This is a genomic window from Hymenobacter ginkgonis (assembly GCF_009755225.1).
Classification (GTDB): Bacteria; Bacteroidota; Bacteroidia; order Cytophagales; family Hymenobacteraceae; genus Hymenobacter; species Hymenobacter ginkgonis.
This window is the reverse complement of the sequence record NZ_WQKZ01000002.1, coordinates 186,536-211,526: the sequence shown is the minus strand read 5'-3', so window position 1 is coordinate 211,526 and position 24,991 is coordinate 186,536. Positions and strand designations below refer to the sequence as shown.

The 24,991-nt window shown below is 60.1% G+C and carries 22 protein-coding genes; 12 read left to right on the top strand and 10 right to left on the bottom strand.

The window, feature by feature from the left end:
• Positions 1 to 128 precede the first annotated feature (128 nt).
• From GO988_RS06690 to GO988_RS06645, 10 genes are all read left to right on the top strand, one after another.
• The gene (locus tag GO988_RS06690) at positions 129 to 1,196 is read left to right on the top strand and encodes a hypothetical protein (protein WP_198172550.1); all 1,068 of its coding nucleotides are present in this window, start codon (positions 129 to 131) and stop codon (positions 1,194 to 1,196) included.
• A gap of 52 nt (positions 1,197 to 1,248) precedes the next feature.
• Positions 1,249 to 2,043, top strand: a complete 795-nt coding sequence (locus tag GO988_RS06685; protein WP_157563373.1) for a cytidylyltransferase domain-containing protein — start codon at positions 1,249 to 1,251, stop codon at positions 2,041 to 2,043.
• 118 nt (positions 2,044 to 2,161) lie between these two features.
• Positions 2,162 to 3,019, top strand: coding sequence for a transketolase (locus GO988_RS06680; RefSeq protein WP_157563370.1), 858 nt, complete (start codon positions 2,162 to 2,164; stop codon positions 3,017 to 3,019).
• A gap of 129 nt (positions 3,020 to 3,148) precedes the next feature.
• On the top strand, positions 3,149 to 4,102 hold the full coding sequence (locus GO988_RS06675) for a transketolase family protein (protein WP_157563364.1): 954 nt from the start codon (positions 3,149 to 3,151) through the stop codon (positions 4,100 to 4,102).
• 64 nt (positions 4,103 to 4,166) lie between these two features.
• Positions 4,167 to 5,468: an aminotransferase class III-fold pyridoxal phosphate-dependent enzyme gene (locus tag GO988_RS06670; protein ID WP_157563361.1), complete on the top strand. Its 1,302-nt coding sequence runs from the start codon at positions 4,167 to 4,169 to the stop codon at positions 5,466 to 5,468.
• Positions 5,469 to 5,555: 87 nt separating this feature from the next.
• The gene (locus GO988_RS06665; protein ID WP_157563358.1) at positions 5,556 to 6,362 is read left to right on the top strand and encodes an SDR family oxidoreductase; all 807 of its coding nucleotides are present in this window, start codon (positions 5,556 to 5,558) and stop codon (positions 6,360 to 6,362) included.
• 113 nt (positions 6,363 to 6,475) lie between these two features.
• Positions 6,476 to 7,003 carry a KdsC family phosphatase gene (locus GO988_RS06660; protein ID WP_157563355.1) on the top strand — a complete coding sequence of 176 codons (528 nt, stop codon included), beginning with the start codon at positions 6,476 to 6,478 and terminating at the stop codon, positions 7,001 to 7,003.
• Positions 7,004 to 7,143: 140 nt separating this feature from the next.
• Positions 7,144 to 8,028: an N-acetylneuraminate synthase family protein gene (locus GO988_RS06655; RefSeq protein ID WP_157563353.1), complete on the top strand. Its 885-nt coding sequence runs from the start codon at positions 7,144 to 7,146 to the stop codon at positions 8,026 to 8,028.
• Positions 8,029 to 8,248: 220 nt separating this feature from the next.
• Positions 8,249 to 9,286, top strand: coding sequence for a sterol desaturase family protein (locus GO988_RS06650; protein ID WP_157563351.1), 1,038 nt, complete (start codon positions 8,249 to 8,251; stop codon positions 9,284 to 9,286).
• Positions 9,283 to 9,666: a DMT family transporter gene (locus GO988_RS06645; protein WP_157563348.1), complete on the top strand. Its 384-nt coding sequence runs from the start codon at positions 9,283 to 9,285 to the stop codon at positions 9,664 to 9,666. Before GO988_RS06650 ends, GO988_RS06645 begins: the two co-directional genes overlap by 4 nt.
• Before the next feature lie 72 nt (positions 9,667 to 9,738).
• On the opposite strand, the gene GO988_RS06640 is transcribed toward GO988_RS06645, so the two are convergent.
• On the bottom strand, positions 9,739 to 10,296 hold the full coding sequence (locus GO988_RS06640) for a YceI family protein (RefSeq protein ID WP_157563345.1): 558 nt from the start codon (positions 10,294 to 10,296) through the stop codon (positions 9,739 to 9,741).
• Positions 10,297 to 10,406: 110 nt separating this feature from the next.
• Here GO988_RS06640 and GO988_RS06635 point away from each other — a divergent pair, with 110 nt between their 5' ends.
• Positions 10,407 to 13,292 (top strand): PD40 domain-containing protein, encoded by a 2,886-nt coding sequence (locus tag GO988_RS06635; RefSeq protein ID WP_157563342.1) that lies wholly within the window; start codon positions 10,407 to 10,409, stop codon positions 13,290 to 13,292.
• Positions 13,293 to 13,355: 63 nt separating this feature from the next.
• Here the strand turns inward: GO988_RS06635 and GO988_RS06630 are convergent, their stop codons facing one another.
• From GO988_RS06630 to GO988_RS06615, 4 genes are all read right to left on the bottom strand, one after another.
• Positions 13,356 to 14,186, bottom strand: a complete 831-nt coding sequence (locus GO988_RS06630) for an alpha/beta fold hydrolase (RefSeq protein WP_157563339.1) — start codon at positions 14,184 to 14,186, stop codon at positions 13,356 to 13,358.
• Between the two features lie 239 nt (positions 14,187 to 14,425).
• Positions 14,426 to 15,757 carry an NAD(P)/FAD-dependent oxidoreductase gene (locus GO988_RS06625; RefSeq protein WP_157563336.1) on the bottom strand — a complete coding sequence of 444 codons (1,332 nt, stop codon included), beginning with the start codon at positions 15,755 to 15,757 and terminating at the stop codon, positions 14,426 to 14,428.
• A gap of 212 nt (positions 15,758 to 15,969) precedes the next feature.
• Positions 15,970 to 17,571 (bottom strand): hypothetical protein, encoded by a 1,602-nt coding sequence (locus tag GO988_RS06620; RefSeq protein ID WP_157563334.1) that lies wholly within the window; start codon positions 17,569 to 17,571, stop codon positions 15,970 to 15,972.
• 185 nt (positions 17,572 to 17,756) lie between these two features.
• Complete coding sequence (locus GO988_RS06615) at positions 17,757 to 19,454, bottom strand: acyl-CoA synthetase (protein ID WP_157563331.1); 1,698 nt, start codon at positions 19,452 to 19,454, stop codon at positions 17,757 to 17,759.
• A gap of 134 nt (positions 19,455 to 19,588) precedes the next feature.
• On the opposite strand from GO988_RS06615, the gene GO988_RS06610 reads away from it, so the two are divergent.
• Positions 19,589 to 20,050: a DUF2141 domain-containing protein gene (locus GO988_RS06610; protein WP_157563328.1), complete on the top strand. Its 462-nt coding sequence runs from the start codon at positions 19,589 to 19,591 to the stop codon at positions 20,048 to 20,050.
• Here GO988_RS06610 and GO988_RS06605 read toward each other — a convergent pair.
• The 5 genes from GO988_RS06605 to GO988_RS06585 form a co-directional block, all read right to left on the bottom strand.
• On the bottom strand, positions 20,045 to 20,545 hold the full coding sequence (locus GO988_RS06605; RefSeq protein ID WP_157563324.1) for a YdeI/OmpD-associated family protein: 501 nt from the start codon (positions 20,543 to 20,545) through the stop codon (positions 20,045 to 20,047). The two genes, GO988_RS06610 and GO988_RS06605, sit on opposite strands and share 6 nt — an antisense overlap.
• 13 nt (positions 20,546 to 20,558) lie before the next feature.
• Positions 20,559 to 21,272 (bottom strand): DUF6624 domain-containing protein, encoded by a 714-nt coding sequence (locus GO988_RS06600; RefSeq protein ID WP_157563321.1) that lies wholly within the window; start codon positions 21,270 to 21,272, stop codon positions 20,559 to 20,561.
• 51 nt (positions 21,273 to 21,323) lie between these two features.
• Positions 21,324 to 22,577, bottom strand: coding sequence for a glutamate-5-semialdehyde dehydrogenase (locus tag GO988_RS06595; RefSeq protein ID WP_157563318.1), 1,254 nt, complete (start codon positions 22,575 to 22,577; stop codon positions 21,324 to 21,326).
• A 133-nt stretch (positions 22,578 to 22,710) separates the two neighbouring features.
• Positions 22,711 to 23,796, bottom strand: coding sequence for a glutamate 5-kinase (gene proB, locus GO988_RS06590; protein ID WP_157563316.1), 1,086 nt, complete (start codon positions 23,794 to 23,796; stop codon positions 22,711 to 22,713).
• 154 nt (positions 23,797 to 23,950) lie between these two features.
• Positions 23,951 to 24,943, bottom strand: a complete 993-nt coding sequence (locus GO988_RS06585; RefSeq protein ID WP_157563313.1) for an aldo/keto reductase — start codon at positions 24,941 to 24,943, stop codon at positions 23,951 to 23,953.
• Between the last annotated feature and the right edge of the window lie 48 nt (positions 24,944 to 24,991).

Sequence of the window (24,991 nt, the reverse complement as noted above, 5' to 3'; positions counted from 1 at the left end):
AAGGGGCTAAACTGATGGCAGCGCGGGCCTAAGGTAGGCCCGGCGCTCGTACACAATCGTTTTCTTAGGGGCCGGTTACCATTCGCTTGGCGTTGTATTTTTGTAGGCATACCTACCTTTTTCCGCTTGTGAAGAAAGCGCTTTACCTTATCGGCTCGCCCAACCAAACCACGCAAATGCACCGCGTGGCGCAGCTACTCGAAGACGAGTACGAGCCGTACTTTAGCCAGCTCTACTACGATGGCTGGATGCGCGGCTTCTACGAGTGGCTGCTGCGCAATGAGCTGCTAAAAACCACCATCGTGCAGGGCCACATCAAGGAAAAAGCCGACAAATACCTGGCCGAGCACCGCCTGCGCAACGACTTCGAGAACCGCGTGCTGGGCCACGACTACGACCTCATCGTGTGCTGCTCCGACATCATCGTGCCCTGGCCGCTGCTGGCCAAAACCAAGTCGGTGTTTGTGCAGGAAGGCATGACGGACCCGCTTAACCTATGGGCGCGCCTGGTGAAGCGCTTCACTAATTTCCCCATCCTCACCATTAGCACGGCCCTCAATGGGATGAACAACTGCTGCGATGTGTACTGCGTGGCCTCGCCGGGCTACGCCGAGCACTTCCAGAAGATTGGCGTTGATAAGGAGAAGCTGATTGTGACGGGCATTCCCAACTTCGACGACATTGAGAAGCTGCGCACCAACTCGTTTCCGCACCGCGGCTACGTGCTGGTAGCCACCACCGACATGCGCGAAACCTTCCGGCCCGACAACCGCAAAAAGTTTATTCGCCACGCCACGCGCATTGCCGCCGGCCGGCCCATGATTTTCAAGTTTCACCCCAACGAAAACATGGAGCGCGCCACCGCCGAGGTAAAAAAATACGCTCCGCCCGGCACGCGCATCTACACCAGCGGCAATACCGAGGAGATGATTGCCAATTCGGTGGAGCTAGTAACGCAGTACAGCACAGTGGCTTACGTAGGTTTGGCCTTGGGTATTCCGGTGCATTCGTACTTCGATGTGGAGGACCTGAAGCGCAAGCTGCCCATTCAGAACGGCGGCACCAGCGCCCAGCGCATCGCCGATATTTGCCGGCAGTTTGGGCGGTTTGAAGGCAGCGGCTCCGCATTTTTGCGTCAGTATCGGCCGGCCGCAGTTTCTGCGGCACCGCTAGCAGCCAAAGCGGCGGCGCTTTAGTGCTTTTTATGTTTCGTTTTGTGCCCTAATCGTAACGTTATATACTAACTGCATGCTCACACTCATACAGGCTCGGCGCGGCTCCTCTCGCCTTCCCGACAAAGTCAGCCTCGACTTGTGTGGCCGGCCGCTGCTGGTGCGGCAAGTCGAGCGCGTGCAGCAAGCGAAGTTAGCAGGCCGCGTGGCTGTCATCACCACCGACGAGGCCAGCGACGACCCGCTGGCGGCGCTGTGCGAGCAACATGGTATAGAGGTATTTAGGGGCAGCGCGCTCGACTTGCTCGACCGCCACTACCAGGCGGCTACCCACTTCGACGAGACGAGGGCGGTAGTAAAAATTCCGTCTGATTGCCCCCTCATTGACCCGGCTATCATTGATAAGGTACTTGGGTTTTATACCGAAACGGCCGGCCAGTACGATTTTATAAGCAACCTGCACCCCGCTACCTACCCCGACGGCAACGACGTGGAGGTGATGACCTTCGCCGCCCTCGAAACGGCTTGGCGCGAAGCCCGCCGCCCGCTGGAGCGCGAGCACACTACCCCCTTCTTTTGGGAAAACCCCGACCGCTTTCGGCTGGCCAACGTGGCGTGGGAAACGGGGCTCGACTACTCGATGTCGCACCGCTTCACCATTGACTATCCGGCTGATTACGAGTTTATCAAGGCCGTGTACGAGGCGCTTTACCCGGCCAATCCGCACTTTGGGCTGGAAGATATTCTGACATTATTAAAACAAAGACCGGACATTTACGCCTTAAATGCCGACTTGGCCGGCGTAAACTGGTACCGCAACCACTTAGACGAATTGAAAACGGTGGATGCGGGTAATACGAAGCAACTATAAAAACCTAGCACGTCATGCGGAGCCTGCCGAAGCATCTCGTGTGCAGCAGTGCTCACTAATCAAGTGAGTTACTACCCCACGCAAGATGCTTGGGCAGGTTCCGTATAACAACGATTATATGACTTCCGAAAAACAACACGAGCTCGAAGCCCTCGCCCTGCGCGTGCGCGAGCACATCGTCCGCCTCAGCACCGATGGCGGCTGCTTCACCGGAGCTTCGCTCAGCTGCGCCGACCTGCTGGTGTACCTCTACGCCGACTTCCTGAATGTGCATCCGGGCAACCTCACCGACCCTGAGCGCGATTATTTGTTCTTGAGTAAAGGCCACGACGTGCCGGCCCTCTACGGCACGTTTGCCGAGCTGGGCTTCATGCCCAAGGAGCGGCTGAACAACCACCTAAAGTCGAACGACTCCATTTATTGGCACCCCAACCGGAGCGTACCGGGTGTCGAGTTTCACTCGGGCTCGCTGGGGCACTTGCCGAGCGTGGCGCTGGGCGTGGCCCTAGATGCCCGTATGCGCGGCCAAAACCAGAAGGTTATCGTCATCACCGGCGACGGCGAGCTCAACGAAGGCACCGTGTGGGAAGCGCTGCTGGTGGCCAGCGCCCACAAAGTCAACAACCTGACGATTGTGGTAGACCGCAATCACTTCCAGGCCAACATCGCCACCGAAGACCTGATACCATTGGAGCCGCTGGCGCCCAAGTTTGAGGCGTTTGGTGCCGTGGTAAAACGCATCGACGGGCACGATTTCGTGGCTCTGGAAGAAGCGTTTAGCGGCCTGCCATTCAGCCCAGACAAGCCTTCCGTCATCATCTGCGACACGGTGCGGGGTAGGGGCCTGCCCAGCATTGAGCGCCGCGCCGACCGCTGGTTCTGCAACTTCAGCAGCGACGAGGTAACCTCGCTGCTTGAGGAACTGCACAGCCAGGAAGCCACCAAGCTCACCAGCGAAACCCTAACCGTTCGGTAGTTAATTCGGCTGTCGTTGCGAGCAACGCGAAGCAATTGCCCCAGTACGAAATCGTTTGGGTATCGCCTCGAGGCGATGGCTTCGTTGTTCCTCCTCGCAAGGGTAGCTGTTATAAGGACATTTTAAAGTATGAATTACGAAGAGCTTATCCATAAAACTGCGCTGGCCGACGAGCGCCTGCTGGTGATGACGGCCGAAAACCGCGCGCTTATCCGCAACCTGCCGGGGCCGCTGGGGCCACGCTTCATCGACACGGGCATCACCGAGCAAACCATGATTGGCGCGGCGGCCGGCCTGGCGCTGCGCGGCCGCGTGCCGGTGGTGCACGCCCTGGCCACGTTCCTCACGCTGCGGGCTTTTGAGTTTATCCGGACTGACGTGGGGATTCCGCATTTGCCGGTGAAAATCAGCGCGTTCGTGCCTGGTTTTCTATCCGACGGCAATGGCCCTACCCACCAAGCTATCGAGGACGTGAGCCTGATGCGCGGTATTCCGGGCATGACGGTTTTTGCGCCCGCCGATGAGCAGGATATGCTGGCCATGCTGCCCGCCATTTGGGCTTCGCCCGACCCCGCCTACCTGCGCGTAAACACGCGCCCCGCCACCTACCAGCACGCGCCGTTTGAAATGGGCAAGGCCGAAATCGTGGCCGAAGGCACCGACATCACCCTCCTTACCTACGGGATGTTGTTCGAGCAAGCCCTCATCGCCAAGGACTTGCTAATCGAAGCCGGGTACTCGGTAGGCCTCGTAAACCTGCGCAGCCTCAAGCCGCTCGACGAAGCCGCCGTGCTCGACGTGGTGAAGGGGGGTAGCCTCGTGGTGACGCTGGAAGATCACTTCCAGACCGGCGGCCTCTATTCTATTTTGGCCGAGCTGCTGCTCGAACACGAGCTGACGGCCAAAGTCCTACCCCTCGCCCTCAAAGAGCGCTGGTATAAGCCCGGCCTGCTGAGCGAAGTGCTCGAATACGAAGGCTTTACTGGCCAGCACATTGCCCGCCGCATTGGCGAGCGCCTCGGCGACGGCGCGCACACCTTCGGCGCCAAAACCAAGGTGGTCGAAAACGAATTTGCCGAGTAGCGACTGACTTATTTACGCAAAAAAGCGGTCCCGCTTCTTAAATCCTTAGGACTATTCCTTTTCTATGAAATTCCCCAAATCCGACGACCTCTACGCCCGGGCGCAGAAAATCATGACGCCTGTTACTCAAACCCTCGCCAAAGGGCCGGGCCAGTACACCAAAGGCGCCAGCCCGAAGTACGTGAAGCGTGGCAAAGGCGCACACGTGTGGGACGTGGATGGCAACGAATACATTGACTACCAGATGGGTATCGGTCCGCTGAGCTTGGGCTACGCCTACCCCCGCGTAGACGAGGCCATCAAGGCACAGCTCGAAGACGGCATCACATTTTCGATGATGCACGAGCTGGAAGTAGAGGTTGCGGAGCTGATTCACGAGATTATCCCGAACGCCGAAAGCATCCGCATCAGCAAGACCGGGGCCGACGTGTGCTCGGCGGCGGTGCGCGTGTCGCGCGCCTTCACTGGGCGCCCGCACGTGCTGTGCTGCGGCTACCACGGCTGGCACGATTGGTACATCGGCACCACGAGCCGCGACAAGGGTATTCCGCAGGAAAGCAAAGACTTAGTGAGCGCTTTCGAGTACAACAACCTCGATTCGTTCAAGGAATTGCTGACCCCAGATGTGGCTTGCGTTATTTTGGAACCGTTTATTTTCGACGCGCCTAAAGACAATTTCCTGCACGAAGTAGCCCGCCTCTGCAAAGAGAATGGCACGCTGCTAATCTTCGATGAGATGTGGACGGGTTTCCGCATTGCCATCGGCGGGGCGCAGGAGTATTTTGGCATCAAGGCTGACTTGGCAGTGTTTTCTAAAGCCTGCGCCAACGGCATGCCCATCGCGCTGCTCACCGGCCGCAAAGACGTGCTGCAACTGTTCGAGCAAGACGTCTTTTTCTTCACCACCTTCGGGGGCGAAGCGCTGAGCCTGGCGGCCACCATCGCCACCATCAGCGAGATGCGCGAGAAAAACGTGCCCGCCTTCTTGGCCAGCCAGGGCAATAAGCTGAAGGAAGGCTACAATAAAATCGCCGCCGACCTCGGCCTGAGCAGCTACACCAAGTGCTACGGCTACGACTGCCGCAGCATCGTTACCTTCGACGCCAGCGCCGGTAATCCCTTGGAAGTGAAGGCCTTCGTGCAGCAAGAGCTGTTCAAGCAGGGCGTCCTGTGGGGAGGTTTCCACAACATGAGCTTCTCGCACACCGACGAGGACGTGGCTAAAACACTGGCTGCCTACGAAGCGGTATTGCCGCTGCTGAAGGAGGCCATCGAGAAGGGCGACGTAGCCTCGCGCCTCGAAGGCGAGCCCGTGGAGGCCGTGTTCCGCAAGGTGACTAACGCGGCCCCGGCCAAGGTGAAGTAGGTTTTTGCTACCCCCTCGCGCGTGCCGCAGCCGCTGCTTTCCTTACAGGGGGGTAGGGGCGCGGCACGCGCGAGAACGTTATCATTCATGAATTTCTTCGACCTAACCAACAAAACCGCCATCGTTACGGGCGCGTGCGGCCTCATTGGCCAGCAGCACTGTGCGGCGCTCGCCGCCGCCGGCGCCAACGTGGTCGTAGCCGACCTCAACCTCGATAAAGCGCGCGAAGTAGCTGTCGGCTTGCCCGGTGGTAGGCACCTGCCCCTGGCCGTAGACGTGACCTCGCCCGAGTCGCTGGCCGCGGCGCGTGACGAAATCATCACCCATTTTGGCCACCTTGATGTGCTGGTTAACAATGCCGCCATCAACGACATGTTTGAGAACCCGGCGCTGGCCGCCGACCTCAGCAAGTTCGAGAATTTTCCGCTCGCCACCTTTCAGAAAGTGCTGGAAGTGAACGTGACGGGCATCTTCCTGGCGGCCCAGGTATTTGGCACGCCCATGGCCGAGCAGGGCAGCGGCTCCATTATTAACGTGGCCAGCACCTACGGCATCGTGGGGCCCGACCAGAGCATTTACCGCAACGAGGCCGGCGAGCAAACCTTTTATAAATCACCCTCTTACCCCATGACCAAGGGTGCGGTGGTGAATTTCACCCGCTACCTGGCCGCGTACTGGGGGGGTAGGGGCGTACGCGTAAACACCCTCTCGCCGGGCGGCGTCGAGAACAGCCAGGATGCCTTCTTCGTGAAGCAGTACAGCGCCAAAACGCCGCTGGGCCGCATGGCCACGCCCACCGATTACCAAGGGGCGGTAGTATTTCTGGCCTCCGACGCCTCGGCCTACATGACCGGGGCCAACCTGGTAGTAGATGGCGGCTGGACAGCTATTTAAGCGCGTAGCACGGATTTTGTAGCTCGCATTTAGGCCGGGCGGGCCCGATTTGCAAAACCCGCGCTACCAGCAATTGGGTAGTAATTTCGGGTAGAATTTCACTAAACCAGTACATGAAGCACGCTGACCTTGCCGCAAAAGCCCGCCGCATTAAACTTGTTCTCACCGATTGCGACGGCGTGCTCACCGACGGCGGCGTGTACTATGGCGAGAGCGGCGAAGTGCTGAAGCGCTTCAACATCCGCGATGGCATGGGCGTGGAGCGCCTGCGCGCCGTGGGCGTCGAAACGGGCATTGTGACCGGCGAGCGCTCGCCCTCGGTAAGCAAACGCGCCGAGAAGCTTAAAATCACGGAGTTGCATCTTGGTATTAAGGATAAGGCGCCGCTGCTGGGCGAGATTCTGGCGCGCACGGGCCTCACCGCCGAGCAGGTGGCCTTCATCGGCGATGATACCAACGATGTACCCATTCTAGGCCTCGTGGGCCTGGCTGCCTGCCCCGGCGATGCCACGGTTTTTGCCCGCGACGTAGCCGACTATCGCTGCCAGGCCCATGGGGGCCACGGCGCGTTTCGCGAGCTGGCCGAGCTGATTATCAGCTGCCAAGGCGGCGCGCCGGCCGCCGACCGCGGCTCCGAATAAATGGGGCGTTAAAATAAAATCCGGGTAGTAGCGTCGTCTCGTTTGTCAGCCTGAAAAACTGTTGGCGGGTTACTCGGTTAGGTTGCTTTTCCGCTGTTTCTGCGTCTCACTACATTTAAGCCCACCACCTACTCTCCCGTATGTCTGCTGTTCAGATTAAGAAAAACCGCGCCATTGGCCCCGGCCAGCCGTGCTACATCATTGCCGAAATCGGCATTAACCACAACGGTTCGCTCGACATTACCCGCCAGCTCATCGATGCGGCGGTGGCCGCGGGCTGCGACGCGGTAAAATTTCAGAAGCGCACCCCCGAGTTGTGCGTGCCCAAAGACCAGTGGGAGAAGATGCGCGACACCCCCTGGGGCCGCATAAGCTACATCGACTACAAGCGCAAAACGGAGTTTGGCCAGGCCGAATACACGGCCATTGACGACTATTGCAAGGCCCGCGGCATCGACTGGTTTGCTTCGTGCTGGGACGAGCCGTCGGTCGATTTTATGGAGCAATTCCAGCCCGTGCTCTACAAAATGGCGTCGGCCTCGCTCACCGATAAGCCGCTGCTCGACCGCGTGCGCGCCACCGGCCGCCCCCTCATGCTGAGCACCGGCATGAGCACGCAGCAGGAAATTACAGACGCCGTGGCCTATGTCGGCCTGGACAACCTGATGATTGCGCACAGCACGTCGGCCTACCCCTGCCCCCCGCAAGAACTGAACCTGCGCATGATTAAAACCCTCATGCAGCAGTTTCCGGGCACGCCCATCGGCTACTCGGGCCATGAAACCGGCCTGAGTACCACCGTAACGGCCGTAGCCCTGGGCGCCACGTTCGTGGAGCGCCACTTCACCCTCGACCGCGCCATGTGGGGTAGCGACCACGCCGCCAGCGTAGAGCCCGGCGGCATGGCCAAGCTCGTGCGCGACATTCGCGACACCGAGGCTGGCCTCGGCGACGGTGTGAAAGTGGTGTACGAAAGCGAGAAGGAGCCCCTGCGCCGCCTGCGCCGCGAGGTGACGGCGGCGTAGCGCAAAGGGCTAACGGTAAATCAAGAACGTCATGCTGAGCACAGCGAAGCATCTCGCTCGAATCGTTGGGTTGCCAACCTGATGAAGCGACCAAGATGCTTCCTTATGTTCAGCATGACGTTCTTATTTTTACAAGGAAGCCGGTTTTACATTATGCTCAGGCGAACATTCGGCCGCCGCAGGCAGTTAGGGGCAGAGTTACCACATTATCGAATACGCTATGCTGGAGCCGATAAGCGCCTTTTATCACAGCCTAAACGCCGTGGGCCGCACCACGATGATTACCACGCCGATACTGCTGCTGGCAGTGGTAATACTGCTGGTGCTGGAGCGCAAGTTTCCGTACCGCAAGGGCTTGCCGTTCTTCCGCGAAGGGCTATTTGTGGACTTGTTTTGGTACACGCTGGTGCAGAGCTACTTCCTGCAAATTTTGATTTTTGGGTTCATCATCGCGCCGCTGGCGGCGCGCTTCGGCACGCAGTTTCACTGGGTAAGCAGTTGGCCGGTGGTAGCGCAGGTTGGGTTTTTTGTCATAACCCACGACTTCTACATCTACTGGTTTCACCGTTTCCAGCACAATAGCGCCTTTTTCTGGCGCACGCACGAGGCGCACCACTCGGGCAAGCAAGTAGACTGGTTGGCGGGCTCGCGCTCGCACGCGGTCGAGATTATCATCAACCAAACCATCGAGTTTGCGCCCATCGTGCTGCTCGGGGCCAACCCGATAGTAGTGCCCATTAAGGCGCTGATTGATGCGGTGTGGGGCATGTACATTCACGCCAACATTGACGTGAAATCCGGTAAGTTGCAATACGTTATCAATGGCCCCGAAATGCACCTCTGGCACCACGCCGACCACGAGGAGGTGTACTACGCCAACTTTTCGACCAAGTTCGCGGTCTGGGACTGGCTTTTCGGCACCGCCTACCTACCCGCCAACCGCAAGCCCGAACGCTGGGGCCTACCCTACGCTTTTCCAAAGGACTATTTTGCGCAGCATGCCTTCTCAGTTTACCGCTTCGACGAAGCTGCGCTGGCCGAAAAGTCGGTCGTTTTCCGGCAGTACCACGGCGTGCGCTGGCGCCTGCTGAACTGGGTAGGCAACCGCCTGCCCGCCGCTAAAGTATTGCAAGGCTGGGAGGTAACGCAAGGCGCCGATGCGACGGTGCCCGCGCTGCGCCCCGGCGGCAACCCTGCGCCCGCCGCGTCCGTCTCTACCCCCGTCGAGTCCTCCCGCCCCGTTACTGCTGCCTCTTGAGCCTAAGTTTTAACCCCGCCTGGCTGTACCTGCTGCTGGCTTCCGTGATGGAGGTTTGCTGGAACTACAGCCTCAAGTACACGAGCGTTGCCAAAATAAAGGCTATCGACTGGTCGCACTTTTTTGCCAACCCCACGGGCCTACTCACGCTGATACCCGCCATTTGCTACGTAGCATTTGGAGTGGGCAACGTATTCTTTTTCTCGAAAGCGCTCAACGTCATTCCCGCCTCCACGGCCTTCGCCATCTGGATGGGTATGGCCCTGGTCGGCATTAAAATCGTGGATACACTCGTGCTGAAAGAAGCCTTTCAGTGGGTCCACGTCTTCTATATCGGCTGCATTTTAGTAGGCATCATCGGCCTGAAACGCACGGCGTAGACGCCAACTATATAAAATAAGAACGGCAGGCTCAGCCTGCCGTTCTTGTATAGTGCGTAGTCCGGTAGCTACTTACGCAGTTGCTTGCTTGGCAAACTGCACGTTGATATTCAGCTTCACGTCGTCGCCGAGTACAATAGCGCCGGCTTCTGTGATGCCGCCCCAGGTCAGGCTGTACTCTTTGCGGTTGATTTTGCCTGTGATTTCAAAGCCAGCTTTGGTATTGCCGTAGAAGTCAACGGCCGAGCCGCCATACTCCACATCGAGGGTCACGGGCTTGGTCACATCCTTAATGGTCAGGTTGCCTACCAATTTGTAGTTGTCGCCGCTGGTCTTGGTGAAAGACGTAGACGTGAATTTAATTTGGGGGAAAGCCGCGGCGTTGAAGAAATCCTCGGCCTTGAGGTGCTCGTCGCGCTGCTGCTGGTTGGTATCCACACTGTCCACGTCGAGCGTAAACTCAATGTTGGCGTTCTCAAACGAGTCGCCTTCCGTCTGGGCCGAGCCCTGGAAAGTTTTAAACGAACCCGTAACGGTCGAGATAACCAGGTGCTTGATTTTGAACTGCACTTCGGAGTGCATGGGGTCGAGCACCCATTTGGTAGTAGTGGCGGTGGCAGTTTCAGACATGGTGTGGAGGGAGTTAATGTGAAAGGTGCGGCAAATATAAGGAGGTTTTTTAGACTGATGTACCAACATCATTTATTTTCGCATTGGGTGGGGGTAGTAACTTGCTCCCCATGCCCCGCCCACTGCCCGCCCTGCTTATTCTGCTGCTAGCTGCCGCCAAAGTTGCTGCCCAAAGCCTGCCCATCATCAGCCAAAACCAGCCCGCGCTGCGCTGGCAGGAAGTGCGCACGCCACACTTTCGGGTGCTGTACTCGGCGGGGCTCGATACGGCGGCCCAGCGCACGGCTGGCCGGCTCGAAGCGGTGCACGGCCCCGATGGCGCCACGCTCGGCGTGCAGGCCCGGCCCATTGCGGTGGTTTTGCAAAACCAAACCACGGTAAGCAATGGCTTCGTGACGTTTTTGCCGCGCCACGCCGAATTTTTCACTACCCCCGACCAAGGCCAAGGCCTGGGCACCGTAGACTGGCTGGATGGGCTGGTAGTGCACGAGTTTCGGCACGTTAACCAGTTTGATAAGGCGCGGCAGGGGATAGGGCGGCTGCTGGTGCCGCTACTGGGCGAGGGCGGCCTGGGCGTGGGCGCAGTAGGCGTGCCGCAGTGGTTTTTTGAGGGCGACGCCGTGGGTACCGAAACGGCCCTTACGCGCAGTGGGCGCGGGCGCATCCCCTTTTTTGGGGTAGGGCTGCGGGCCAACTTGCTGGAAGGCCGGCTCTACAACTATCAAAAGGCGGTGAACGGCTCGCTGCGCGACAACGTGCCGAACTGGTATGTGCTAGGCTACTACCTAACCTCCTATGCCAAAGCTCACTACGGCGCCAACGTGTGGAGCCAGGTGCTGGATAAGTACTACCGCTTTCCGTTCTACCCCTTCTCGTTTTCAAATAGCATCCGGCGCACTACCGGCCTGCGGGTGGAGGACTTATACGCCCGCACCATGCACGAGCTCGACTCGGCTTGGCGGGCCGAGCAGGCGGCCCGCCCTACCCCCACTGCGGTACGTGAGCTGGCGGGGCAAGCCCCCTTACGGGTATTTACGCAGTACCAATACCCACAGTACGTGACCGATAGCACGGTGCTGGCGCTTAAAAGTGGCCTCGGCGACATTGCGCAGCTGGTGCTGCTGGGCCACCACGGGCGCGAGCGGCGCGTGTTCACGCTGGGGGCGCTCAATATTCCCGAGCTGCTGTCGGTGGGCGGGGGTAGGGCGGTGTGGCCCGAATTTCGGCAGAGTCCGCGCTGGGGGCAGAAGGTATATTCGGAGCTGAAAGTGCTGGATTTGAAAACTGGCCGGCTCACCCGCGTGGGCCAGGGCCAGCGCTACGCCGCTGCCGCGCTCTCGCCCGATGGTAACCGCTTGGTGGCCGTGCGCACCGATGCCAGCTACCACCACGCCCTACTGGTGCTCGATGCCACGACCGGCACGGTGCTGCAAACCTTGCCCAACCCGCACAATGACTTTTACCAGCAGCCGCGCTGGCTGCCCGACGGCCGCCGCGTGGTAGCCGTAGCGCTGAGTGCAGCCGGTAAAACCTTGCAAATTCTCGACCCGGCTAGTGGCTTAGCCACCAATATTTTGCCGGTGGCGAATGTGAACTTAGCCAGCCCGCAGCCCTGGGGCGACTACGTGCTGTATAATTCGCCACAGTCGGGGATAGATAATGTGTATGCCGTTAACGTAGCTTCGGGGCAGACTTTCCAGGTAACTAACCGGCCCTTTGGAGCTTACCACGCCGCGGTGAGCCCCGATGGCCGCCAGCTCGCTTTCTATGACTACCGCGCCACGGGTGCCCGCGTAGTCGAAATGCCCCTGAGCCCGGCCACCTGGACGGCCCTCCCTACCCCCGCCCGCACCGATGCCCCCGCCGACCCCTACGCCGAGCGCTTGGCCGCGGGCGAGCCCGCCGCGCCGCAAATCGCCAAGTTGCTGGCCTCGCCCGATTCGGCGGGGCCGCGCTACGGGGTGCGGCGCTACCGGCCGTTGGCGCACGCGTTTCGCATTTTCAGCTACGGGGTGGTGCAGAGCCCCTCTGGCAATGCGGTGAGCGTGGGCGTGCGCTCGCAGGATTTTTTGAGCACGACCCAGGCCTTCGCGGGCCTGACGTATGACCAAACCGAGCGTACGTTTGCCGTAACGGGCGCCCTCAGCTACCAGGGCCTGCCCCCGGTACTGGACGTGGAGGCCAGCTACGGCGGGCGCGATGCCAGCATCGTGGACAGCAAAGGCACCGTGTACCGCGACCAGTGGCAGGTGGCGCGCCTACTGGCCGGAGCGCGCATTCCGCTGGTGCTCACGCGCTCGAAGTATTTGCAAACTCTCACGCTGGGCGCGTATTACCTGAATGAGCGGGTGTACAACTACGACCTGCCCCTGCGTAGCCGCTCCGACGTGGGCCCCAACCAGCCGCTGCACGCCGTGCAAGCCAGCCTAGCCTACGCCAGCCAGCTCAAGCAAAGCGCTCGCGATGTGGCCCCGCGCGGCGGCGCTACGCTGCTGGCTACCTACCGCACCACGCCCTTCGGTACCAGCTTGCAAGCCAGCCAGGTGGGCGTGCAGGCGGGCGTGTACCTGCCGGGCCTGGCGCCGCACCACGCACTGCGCCTGCGCGGAGGTTTCCAATACCAGCAGCAAAATCAATACAACTTCAGCACGGCCATTTCTTACCCTCGCGGCGAAACGACTTACATCAGCTTCGACCGTTTGGCGGTGGGTAGCGCCGACTATAACCTGCCGCTGGCGTTCCTGCACTGGTCGCTGGGGCGGGTACTCTACGTGCAGCGCCTGCGCGCCACGGCCTTCGCCGATGTAGCACGGGGTAGCAGCCTACTCAGTGCCGGCCGGGCCTACCAAGATTTCCAGAATGTGGGCGTCGATGCCCTGGCGTTGTTCAACGTATTTCACCTGCGCACGCCCATCGAGGCGGGCGTGCGGGTGGCCTACAGCAGCCGCTTGCAGCAAGTGGTGGTGCAGCCGCTGGCTTTCAGCGTACGCCTCTAAAAAAACGGCCGGGTTCGCAGACTGCCCAAAGGCGAGCTACGAGCCCGGCCGACTTGCCGCATGTTAGCGCGGAAACACGGGCGCCAGCTGTAAAAAGAACTCTATCTCGCGCAGCGTCAGGTCGGGAGCGGTGAGGTGGGGCGAGTGGCCGGGCGTATCAATGACAACGAGTTGGCTGTCGGGCAGGTTTTTGTGCATGTATTCGCCCACCGCCAGCGGCGCAATTACATCGTGGGCGCACTGCAAAATGAGCGACGGGGTAGTGAGGTGGGGTAGGTCGGCGCGGTGGTCGGAGAGAAATGTGACGCGCGCAAAGTGCTGTGCAATAGCGGGGTTTGTTTGCAAAAAGCTATTGGTTAGCTCCAAGATGAGCTCGTGGCTATCGGCCCCCATCATCACCGGGGCAATGCCCTGCGACCAGCCGTGGTAATTGTTTTCCATGGCCGCCAGCAGCTCGTTGATGTCCTTCTGCTCGAAGCCCCCGGCGTAACCTGCTGCATTGATAAAGCGCGGCGACGGCGTCAGCAATACTAGCCGCCCAAACCGCGCCGGCTCCTTAATGGCCGCCAGCACCCCAATCATGGAGCTGATGGAATGGCCCACAAAAACGACGTTGTACAGCGTCAGCTCGTGCAACACCGCCAGCAGGTCGTCGGCGTGGGCCGCGAGGGAAGCATGTTTGGCATAGCTGTAGGCTTGCAGGTCAGATTTGCCCGCACCAATTAAGTCGAGCAGCACTACTTGGTACCGGTCTTCGAAAGCTGGCGCAAGGTGGCGCCAGGAGGTTTGGTCAGAACCCAGGCCATGCAAGAACACAATGGTCTCAGCCGCGTTCTTGTTTCCCGAAATAGTTACATTGCTTCGGAGAAGAGTAGTAGAAGTAATAGCATTCATGCAAGCTGTCAGTCAAGTCTAGCTAATAGTTTACCTAAACTTACGAACACCTTTACAATAACACAATCAGTACGAAAGATATTTAAAGCCGATGGGCTACGTAGTGCTGATAATAACCGTCAGGATGGTAAGAATGACAGGTATTGGCTGCTAAATCTTAGTTTAGAGATGCTATAACTTTTTTTATAAGAGGTCACCTCTAAAGAATAATTGCACGCTCAGTTGGCAAGAGAATTAGGCTACACGATAGCCTTGGCCTCGGCTGTCTTCTCGCGCCACGGGGCCTTCACCTGGCCAATGATATAGCGCATGCCCTTGTCTTGGGTGATGTAGTTCCAGCCCCAGATAAAGAACACCGCAATGCGGTTGCGGAAGCTCACCAGCGCTAGCACGTGCACAAAGCTCCAAGCCAGCCAGCCTATCCAGCCGGTAAGGTGGTACTGCTTGCCAAAGAGCTGAATATCAGCCAAGGCGCGGTGGCGGCCCACGGTGGCCATCGTGCCTTTGTCGTCGTATTCGAAGGGCAGCATGGGCAGCCCCGCTACGGCTCGCCCGATATTTTCGCCCAAGTGGCGGCCCTGTTGAATGGCCGGCTGCGCCACCTGCGGGTGGCCATCGGGGTACTTTGCGGTGGTCATCTGGGCGATATCGCCGATGGCAAACACGTTGTCGTAGCCGGCCACGCGGTTGCTTTCGTTCACGGCGTAGCGGTTGTTTTTGAGCAGCGCGGCCGGGTCGAGGCCCTTGATGGGAGCACCCGTAACGCCCGCCGCCCAAATAAGCGTGCGCGTAATAAGCTGCTGGCCAGTGCTGAGCGTAACGGTGTAGCCGTCGTATGATTTCACCCGGCTCTCAAGCAGCACTTCCACATTCAGCTCTTTCAGGTACTGAAGGGCTTTCGCCGATACTTCGGCCGACATGCCCTTGAGCAGCACCGGGCCGCTTTGCACCACGTAAATATCCATCTGCTTGAGGTCAAGCTCGCGGTAGTCGCGCGGAAACACGTGGGCCCGCAGCTCGGCCAAGGCGCCGGCCATTTCGACGCCGGTAGGGCCACCGCCCACAATCACGAAGTCGAGCATGCTGTTGAGCTTTTCCTGGTCGCCAATTTGCAGCGCTTGCTCGAAGTTGGAAAGCAGTGTGTTGCGCAGCTCAATGGCATCGGTGACGTTTTTGAGGGCAATGGCGTTGTGGGCCATTTGCTCGTCGCCGAAGAAGTTAGACGTGGTGCCCGTTGCCAGCACCAGGTAGTCGTAGCGCAGCAGCCCAATGGAGGTTTCTACAATTTGGGCCTTGGCGTCGATGGATTCGACCTCCGCCATGCGGAAATAAAAATTCTCCTGCTCGTTCAGAATCTTGCGAAACGGCGACACGATGCTGTCGGGGTTGAGGCCCGCCGTAGCCACCTGGTACAGCAACGGCCAGAAGCCGTGGTAGTTCTGCTTGTCGATGAGTACGACTTGCACCGGGGCATGTGCCAGCGACTTAGCCAGTTGCAGCCCGCCAAAACCGCCGCCAACAATGACGACGCGGGGTTTGCCCAGGTCTTCGATTTTCGTGAGTCCTTCCATGTAATAAAAATGCGTGCGGGCCGGCGCGGTTTAGAGCATCAGCAATACGGCTGGCGCGGGCTCCGCGTTGGCCTACCTCGGCCACGAGCCGGAAGACATACAGAATAAGTTTTTGCTGCCCAGAAAGCAAAAGTAGCCCTACCCCCTAGCTACCCAAAAGGCCCGCAACTACAGCTGCGGGCCTTTTGGGTAGCTAGGGGGTAGGGGCCAGCTTATTTACTGTCCGTGTCAAGGCTTTTGAGGTAGGCAACCACCTCGGCCCGCTGGGCGGGGGTAACAACGTAGAACGGGTGCGGCGAAGTTTTGCCGCGCTTGGGGTCAAGCAGCTCATCGAGGCCGTGCACCGAGTCGTCGTGCAAGAACACGGGCTTACGGGCTAGGTCGAGCAACAGCGGCAGGGCATTGCCCCGAATACTGCCGCCGGGGCTGGCATCCACCACAATCATTTTATCATCAAACGTGCCGGGTGCGTTCTGGATGGGCGTGAGCGGCGGCTTGCGCTGGGCAATTACCTTGGGTGCATACGCAGGCCAGATAACGTTCATCGGCACAAGCTTGCTTTGCACGGCAATGCCCTGATTGGTATTGTGGCAATCGGTACACTTATCGGAGATGAAAATGGCGCGGCCTTTGGCCACCAACGCGGCGTCGGTTACCTGGCCTTTGGGCGCCTGCAGGCTATTGACGTAGGCCTGCAAATCGCGCAGCTTTTGCTCGTCTACGCGCTTGCCGGTGGGGGTAGGCGGGTCGCCGGCTTTGCCCTGCATGTGGGCCGTCACGTAGGGGTAGCCCGTAACGCCGGTAGCTGCCAGCACGCGCTTATAGCCAGCCAGCATCGAATCGCCGGCCGTGGCGCCGAGGCCATGAATGAACTGCATGCCGCCCGGCGACAGCAGGTTGCTTTGGTCAAACAAGGCGGTGTACACCGTATTGTTGAAGTCATTGAGGTCGCTGTTCTGGCCCGACGAGCCATAGGGCGCCGCCAAATCCTGGCGGAAGAAGGGCGTGATGTGAATCGGGTTACCGTTGCCATCGGGCGAGTCGTCGAATGTGCCAATGGGGTAGTACTTTGGGTTGCTGAAATACGCATCAAACTCGGCCTCCGTCGAGTTGGCCTTCAGGCCTTTCGGCGCCCGGCCGATGGTGCTGCCATCGGGGTTTTGCAGCTGCGCCGTGGTAAAGAGCGCGCGGGTGTTGGCGCCGGTGGCCAGCAGTTTGCCCACGTTGAGGCCATGGGGGGTAGGGCCATCAATGCGCTTGCCAATGGTGCCTTTGCCCGTCACTTCATACATCGACTTATCGGTAATGGCGTGGCACAGAGCGCAGGTTACGCCCACTTTCCCACCCTTGGGCACCATGCCAATCACGGCGTTGGCCTTCACCAGCGCGTCGAGGGTAGCCGGGTCGTTGAGCTTAGGCGCTTTAGCGGGCGAGTGGTCGGTCTTCACCTCGCTGGCTAGCACGGTTTTCAGGTCGGCCGGAATAGCGTCTACGTCGAAGCTCACGCCAGCTTGTAGGGCTTGCAGCACCGTCAACTTGGCGTTTTTCATGCCCTGGGGCATCCGCACGGCATCGGTCCAGAAGCCCTCATCGCCGAAGGTTTCGTAGCGATACACGTCGCGGCCGGCCTCAATGCTGCCAGCGTGCAGGGCCGTGCTGCTGGCGCCGGTTTTGGTGGTGTCGCCCACCGCCTCGTGGGCCGTGGTAGCGTCGGTGGTGGTACTGGTGCTGCCGCCATTGCAGGCTACTGCCACTACCACAGCCAGGCCCGACGCCACAAGCGCCGGCACCCTGAAGTGTCGAAAAGAAGTCATTAAGCTAACGGGGTTGGTGAGGAAACGACGCTGGCTATCGCCAGTGTGGTGCCGTCCCTACGCAGCTCGCTAAAACTAAGTTATCAGGTTATTAAAGCATCAACTTCACGGTTTTTAACGCTATTTATAAATCTAGCAAAAAAAGTAGTCTCCACCGGAAAATTGCTTTTTTTTGCGCTCAATAATCAAGCTCCGTAAAGGAATTCGCAGTTAGCGCCCTCCTCAAAATTTGGCTGCATCCCGCGCGCCCGCAACTCAACGCGCCGAATCTTGCCGCTAATAGTCTTGGGCAGCTCGGCCACAAACTCTAGGATGCGCGGCATTTTGTAGGGCGCCAGGTGCTCGCGGCTAAATGCAAACAGCTCCCGAGCCAGCGCGGGGGTAGGCGCCGTGCCGGGTGTCAAAATTACAAAAGCCTTGATTTCGTGGCCTTTGATGGGGTGCGGCACGCCTACCACGGCGGCTTCTACCACGGCCGGGTGTTCGAGCAAGGCGCTCTCGACCTCAAATGGCCCCACGCGGTAATCGCTCGATTTTATGACGTCGTCGTCGCGGCCCACGAACCAGAGGTAGCCGTCGGCGTCGCGGTAGGCCTTGTCACCGGTGTAGTACCGGCCGTGGCGGAACACGCTGGCCCGCCGCTCGGGCTCGCCAAAATACTCCTTGAAAATACCGGTGGCCCGGCCCGTATCGGTGCGCACGGTGATGTGGCCTTCGGCTAGGTCGGGCTGAATAACGCCTTCGTCGTCAGCAATTTCGATATCGTACATAAACGACGGCCGGCCCATGCTGCCCAGGCGCACTTCGCTGCCGGGCAGGTTATAAATCATGGCTGTGCTTTCGGTTTGCCCATAGCCGTCGCGCAGCAAGAGGCCTGTGCCCCGCTGCCACGCCTGAATCACTTCCGGGTTAAGCGGTTCGCCGGCACTCACGCATTCGCGAAAGCTAAATTGGTAGGCTGCCAAGTCCTCCAAAATCAGCAGCCGCAGCACTGTGGGCGGCGCGCAAAATGTGCTCACGCGCTCGCGGGCTAGCGCCGCTAGTAGTGGCGGGGCCGCAAACCGCCCACCGCCTTGGTACACCACCAACGTGGCGCCCACGCTGAGCGGCGCAAAAAAGCTGCTCCAGGCAAACTTAGCCCAGCCCGACTGCGAGATGTTGCAGTGCCGGTCCGTGGGCCGAATGCCAATCCAAGCGGCCGTACTGAGGTGCCCCACGGGGTAAGAAAAGTGCGTGTGCGTCACCACCTTCGGCATACCCGTAGTGCCCGAGGTAAAGAACAAGAACAGCGGGTCGTCGGGCCGGGTACGGGCCGCCGTGGCCTGCGCTGGCAGCGCGGCCGTAGCCCCGAAGCCTACCCAGCCGGGCCGGCTGGCGGCCGGGCCACCCACCAGCATCTTGAGGCCAATGCGCTGGCCCAGCGCCTGCTCGGCAGCGTCGATTTTAGCGGCGTTCTCGTCGTCGGCAATCACTACTGCGGGCAGCAGGCGGCCAAAGCGATACTCCAAATCCTTCACACTGAGAATACTGGCGGCTGGTATAAGTACCTGCCCGCCCTTAATACCCGCCACGTAGGTATCCCAAAGCTCAGCGCACATGGGCACCATCAGCAGCACGGCGGCTTGGGGCCCTACCCCCTGCTGCCGCCAGTAGTTGAGCAGGCGGTTGGCGCGGGCGGCCAGCTCGGCGTAGGTTAGCTGCACGCGGCCCGCATCGTCGGCCAGCACCAGGGCCGGCTTGTTGGGGTGAGTGGCTACGTGCAAGCCCTCTAGGATGTCGGCGGTCCAGTTAAAAAAGTCGGGCTTTGGCAGGGGTAGGGCGGCCAGCTCGTGATAGGTGCCGGCCTCCGCAATGCGCTGAAAAGCTTGAAAGTAGGCTTGCATTATTTGTAGGAGCGAGGGGTGGGAGTAGGCAAGGTAAACGTAAATAAGCTGGCGACTAGTTGCCACCCGGTCGGAACGATTTACAACGGGCACGGAGTTGACTACCCAATCTGCCGCTCCTTATCAGCCCCACTATGAACGCTTTGCCACTAGCCGCCCTGCTCCTCGGCAGCCTCACGCTCGGAGCTACCGTGCCCGCACCTAGCCCGGCACCCGCCGTAGCTACCCAAAAAGTAACCTTGCTGATAGCGGACCTGGCCTCGACGCAGTCGGTGGTAAAATTGAATTTTTACAACGACCCCGAGACGTTCCTGAAAAGCGGCCAGCACGCCTTGCACCTCGAAGTGCGGCCCGAAGGCAAAAATGACATAGCGCTGCCCGTGGACTTGGCGCCCGGCGAATGGGCCGTGGCGCTGTCGCAGGACACGAATAACAACGACAAACTCGACAAAAACTTCCTGGGTATCCCTACCGAGCCCTTTGCCTTCCCCAACAACATTAAGCCCCGCCTGGCGGCGCCCACCTTCCAAGAATGTAAGTTTACGGTTACTGGCCCCGGCCAGGTAGTCAACATCGTGACTTGGAACAACCTATAAGCTGGCCCGAAACGGGTGCGCGCCCCGCGCCAGCCGCTCGGCTAGCTCTACGGCGTAGCGGGCGCGGGTTTCGGGGCGCTTGGCATCGGCTACTTTGCGGGCGATGGCCCGGCGCATAGCCCCGCTCTGGGCCAAGAAGGTTGTTTCGGCCTCGGGCCAGGCAGCGAGCGCCTCGGCTAGTTCGTTGGGCAAATCGACAAAGTCGGGGTTGGGGTCGGGCGCAAGCATCACCGCTATTTCCTGGCCGATGGCCAGCCCTAGCCGCTGGCACAGCTCCTTGCGCAGCAGGAGGTAGCGCCCACCGCCGGCCTGTGGCAATAGGCCCAGGCGCTCGGCGTGGCCTTGCAGGGTAGCGATGACACGCTTAGTAGCCTTGCCGCCCAGCGCCTGCCACACCTCGTTGGGCACTGTTAGTATTTGCGTGGGCATAAAGCTGGGGCCACCGGCCTCTAATACGGCGCGAAAGCTGAGGGGTGGAATGGGGGGTAGGGCCATCTGATGAGGAGCGCTACTGGTGCAGGCGCTGCTTGAAATAAGCGTCTGAGCGCTTTTTTACTGCCATTGCGTAGGCCAAGCTCACCGACTTGTACGGAATGCCCAGTATGGCGGCGCTCGCCTCAACAGTAGTCGGAAAACCAACTTTGCGGCGGCGCTCATTCACGTGGGCGGCATCCTTCACCGGCCAAATGAAGCTTATCATTTCTGGCTGGCCGGTGGCGGTGTTTAGCACGTTGAAAGAGGCGCCCTGCGTGCCGTATACCTGCTCCTGGCCTTCGTTTTTGAGCTGGCGGTCCAGCATTTGGGCATACAGGCGGTAGGGCAGTTCGCTGTTTTCGGCGGCGGCTTTTACCAAGGGCAGGTACTGCGGAATTTTGGCTGAGTGCTGAATTACGTTCCACACCGTTTCGTTGGCCGGAGTGCCTACCAGCGACTTGCCGGGGTAGCCGTAGCGCTGAATAATAGCTTCCACGCGGCGCAAATTCAACGAATCGACGCGGCTGAGGTTGGTGTAGATGTAGCTAAATAGCTGGCCTTTTGGCAAGTGCAGGGCAGCAGCCAGCGAATCATCCTTGCGCGGGTCCAACCCCACGAGCAACACGCGGTATTGCTGGTCCTGCACATACATACTGTCCAGCTCCCGCTTGAGCGACAAGTTGAGCTTGGTTTGGGCAAAAGCAGCCGGCGTCAGCAGCAGTAAAATGAGGGTAAAGAGGAGTCTCATGCCAGCAGGATACCGTTGGATTGCAAGGAGTTGCTTCGATGGAACGGCGGCCTACCCCGGCCGCACCTGCCCATCGCCGCGCACCAGCCACTTGTAGCTGGTCAGTTCTTCGAGGCCCATGGGGCCGCGGGCGTGCAGCTTCTGGGTGCTGATACCGATTTCGGCGCCCAGCCCAAACTGCGCCCCGTCGGTGAAGGCCGTAGAGGCGTTGGCGTAGACCGCGGCCGCATCCACCACCTGCAAAAAGGTCGTGATGTGCGCCGCATCCTCCGACACAATGGCCTCGCTGTGCCGCGAGCCGTGGCGGGCAATGTGGTCGAGGGCCGCTCCCAAATTGGGCACGGTCTTGACGGCCAGTGTCAGGGCTAGAAACTCGGTGCCAAAGTGTGCCTCGGTGGCTGCTGCCAGCAAACTGGGGGGGTAGGCGCCGGCCAGTGCCGCGTGGGCCGGCGCATCGGCATACAGCTGCACACCGGCCGCGGCCAGCGGAGCCAGCAACGCCGGCAAGTCAGCCAGGCGTTGCTCATTAATCAGCAGGCAATCAAGCGAATTGCACACGCTCACGCGGCGGGTTTTGGCGTTGGCCACGATGGCGGCGCCCTTGGCCAGGTCGCCGGTTTCGTCGAAATACGTGTGCACCACGCCGGCCCCGGTTTCGATAACGGGCACCCGCGCGTTCTTTCGCACATAGTCAATCAGCCCCTGGCTGCCCCGCGGAATCACGACATCGACCAGGCCCACGGCCCGCAGCAGGGCCTCGGTGGCGGCGCGGTCGGGGGGTAGGAGGGTAGCCGCGGCCAGCGGCAGGCCGTGGCGCAGCAGCACCGGCCCCGCCACCTCAATAAGCGCCGCGTTGGAAGCTGCCGCGTCGGAGCCGCCCTTCAGCAGGCAGGCGTTGCCGGTTTTCAGGCACAGCGCCAAGCTGTCGAACGTCACGTTGGGCCGCGCCTCGTAGATGATGCCCACCACGCCCAGTGGCACGCGCACCTTACTCAGGTGCAAGCCGTTGAGCAAGGTCTGGTCGCTGAGGGTGGCGCCCAGCGGGGAGGGTAGGGCCGCCACGTTGCGCAAGTCCTGAGCCATGGCGGCCAGGCGCTCGGGCGTGAGGCGTAGGCGGTCGTGGCGCGGGTCGGTGGCGGGCATGCGGGCCAGGTCCTGCTCGTTTTGGCTGAGCACAAAGTCGGCGTGCGCGAGCAACGCATCAGCGAGGTCGCGCAGCAGGGCATCGGTAGTGGCAGGCGGCACTTGGGCCAGCGCGCGGCTGGCCTGCTGGGCAGCCACAAAAAAAGCGGAATAGTCGGTCATGGCGTAACGAGGCAACGGCCTTGCAAAGAACGCCGCCAGTGCCGTAATCCACCGCCGCCCCACTGGCTGCCAGGCGGCTCGCTGGCTTAGCAGCTTAAACCTGCTGGCCAAGGCGAAGCTAGCTGTAGCGCTGCTAAGTATCGAGGTTCAGAAATAAGTAATCGTAGTGCACCAGCGGGCGCTGGCCGTGCTGGCCCAGGCGCTCGCGGGCTTTATCCGAGCTGTATTCGGCCAAGCCCAGGCCCAGCGGTTGGCCGGTTTCGTCGGCGAGGCGCACGAGGTCGCCTTTTTGAAACTCTCCCTCAATTTTTACTACCCCCACCGGCAACAGGCTAGTGGCCTGGCCGGCGGCCAGTAGCGCCGCGCGGGCGCCGGCATTCACGTGCACCGTGGCTTGGGCAGTTTGGGCGTGGGCCAGCCATTTCTTAGTGCCCGATGCCTTTTTGCTGGGCTGAAACCACGTGCTAATAGCGCTTTCATTCAAGATATTAGGCAAAATATTGGGCGTCTTGCCATTGGCAATGTGCACGCTAATGCCCAGCCGCGCCACCTTGTGCGCAATCGAGCACTTAGTGAGCATGCCGCCGCGCCCAAACTGCGAGCGCGTGGCCAGAATAAACTCGGCAAAACCCGTATCGTGCGGCGCAATCTGGCGAATCACCTGCGCGCCCGGCCGCGCCGGGTCGCCGTCGAAAATGCCGTCCACGTTGCTCAATATCAGCAGCGCATCGGCATTAAGCATGCTCGCTACCAAGCCCGCCAGCTCGTCGTTGTCGGTAAACATCAGCTCCGTTACCGAAATCACATCGTTCTCATTCACAATGGGAATGACGTTTTGCTGAAGCAATTCCTGAAAGCAGTTTTTCATGTTCAGGTAGTGCTGGCGGTCGCGGAAATCCTCCTTCGTTACCAGCACCTGCGCGCCCAGCAGGCCGTGCGGCGCCAGCAGCGCGGCATAGAGACTCAGCAGCTTCACTTGGCCCACGGCGGCCAGCAACTGGCGGCTGCGCACGGCGTCGGCTTTGGGGGGTAGGGTGATGAGGCTGCGCCCCGCCGCCACCGCGCCCGACGATACCAAAATGACCTCGCGGCCCTGGTTTTTGAGGCCTACTATCTGGGCCACTAGTTGGGCCATGCGGTCCTCATCGGGCAAGCCGTTGGCTTGGGTGAGGACGTTGGAACCGATTTTGACGACGAGGCGGCGGTAGGGTAGGGCCATGGCGCAAAAGTAGGGGGGGAGGAAACGGCTAAACAGAACGTCATGCTGAGCTTGTCGAAGCATCTCGCTTGCCTCGTCGGATTAGTAACCCAACGGCGCGAGCGAACTGCTTCGACAAGCTCAGCATGACGTTCTTTAGGTGGCGTAGCATTTGCTACCCCAACTGCAAGCCGGCCAGCTGCTTATTGATAAAATCAACTTCCTCGAACGACAGCTGCATATCCATCGTTTTGGCGTTTTGGGTAGCTTGGTTGGGGTTGCGGGCGCCCACCAGCGCCACCGTAATGCCGGGCTGCGCCAGCGTCCAGCGCAACACAAGCTGGCCGAGGGTCACGTTTTTGGTTTCGGCCAGCGGGCGGATTTTATTCAGAAAGTCGTTGACTTTCTGCACCGCCTCGGGCTTAAACAAGCGGTTGGTGCTGCGCAAGTCGCTGGCGTCGAAGTGCTGGCCGGGCTTCATTTTGCCGGTTAGCAGGCCCAGCTGCAAGGGGCTATATACCAAGATGCCTTTGCCGTGCTGCTGGCAGTAGGGCACCACATTCTTCTCAATGTCGCGGCGCAACATGCTGTACGGCAACTGGTTAGAAGCCAGGTTCAGCGTTTTTTCCGCTTCCTCCATCTGGGCCACTGAGTAGTTGCTAACGCCCGCGGCGCGCACCTTACCCTGCTCGATGAGGCGCTGCACGGCCTCCATCGTCTCGTCGATGCGGGTAGTCACGTCGGGCCAGTGCTGCTGGTAGAGGTCAATATAGTCGGTGCCCAGGCGCCGCAGGCTGTCCTCGCACTCCTTGATGATGCTGTCGCGGCCGGCATACTTGTACACGTCGATATCCTGGCCCTCGTTGTCCTTGGTTTTCATGGCGAAGTCGCCCTTGGCCAAATCCCAGCGCATGCCAAACTTCGTGAGCACCTGCACTTTGTCGCGGGGTAGGCTCTTGATGGCTTCGCCCACAATCTGCTCGCTCAGGCCCATGCCATACACGGGCGCCGTGTCGATGCTCGTCACGCCCAGGTCGTAGCTGGCGTGGATGGCGCCCACGGCGTCGTTTTGCTCGGTGCCGCCCCACATCCAGCCGCCGGCCGCCCAGCTGCCAAACGTGATGCGCGAGACGCTGACGTCGGAGCTACCTAATTTTTGATATTCCATGAGGTACGTAACTTTTTAAAAGCAAAATGCTGTCGGTACTTACCCCGC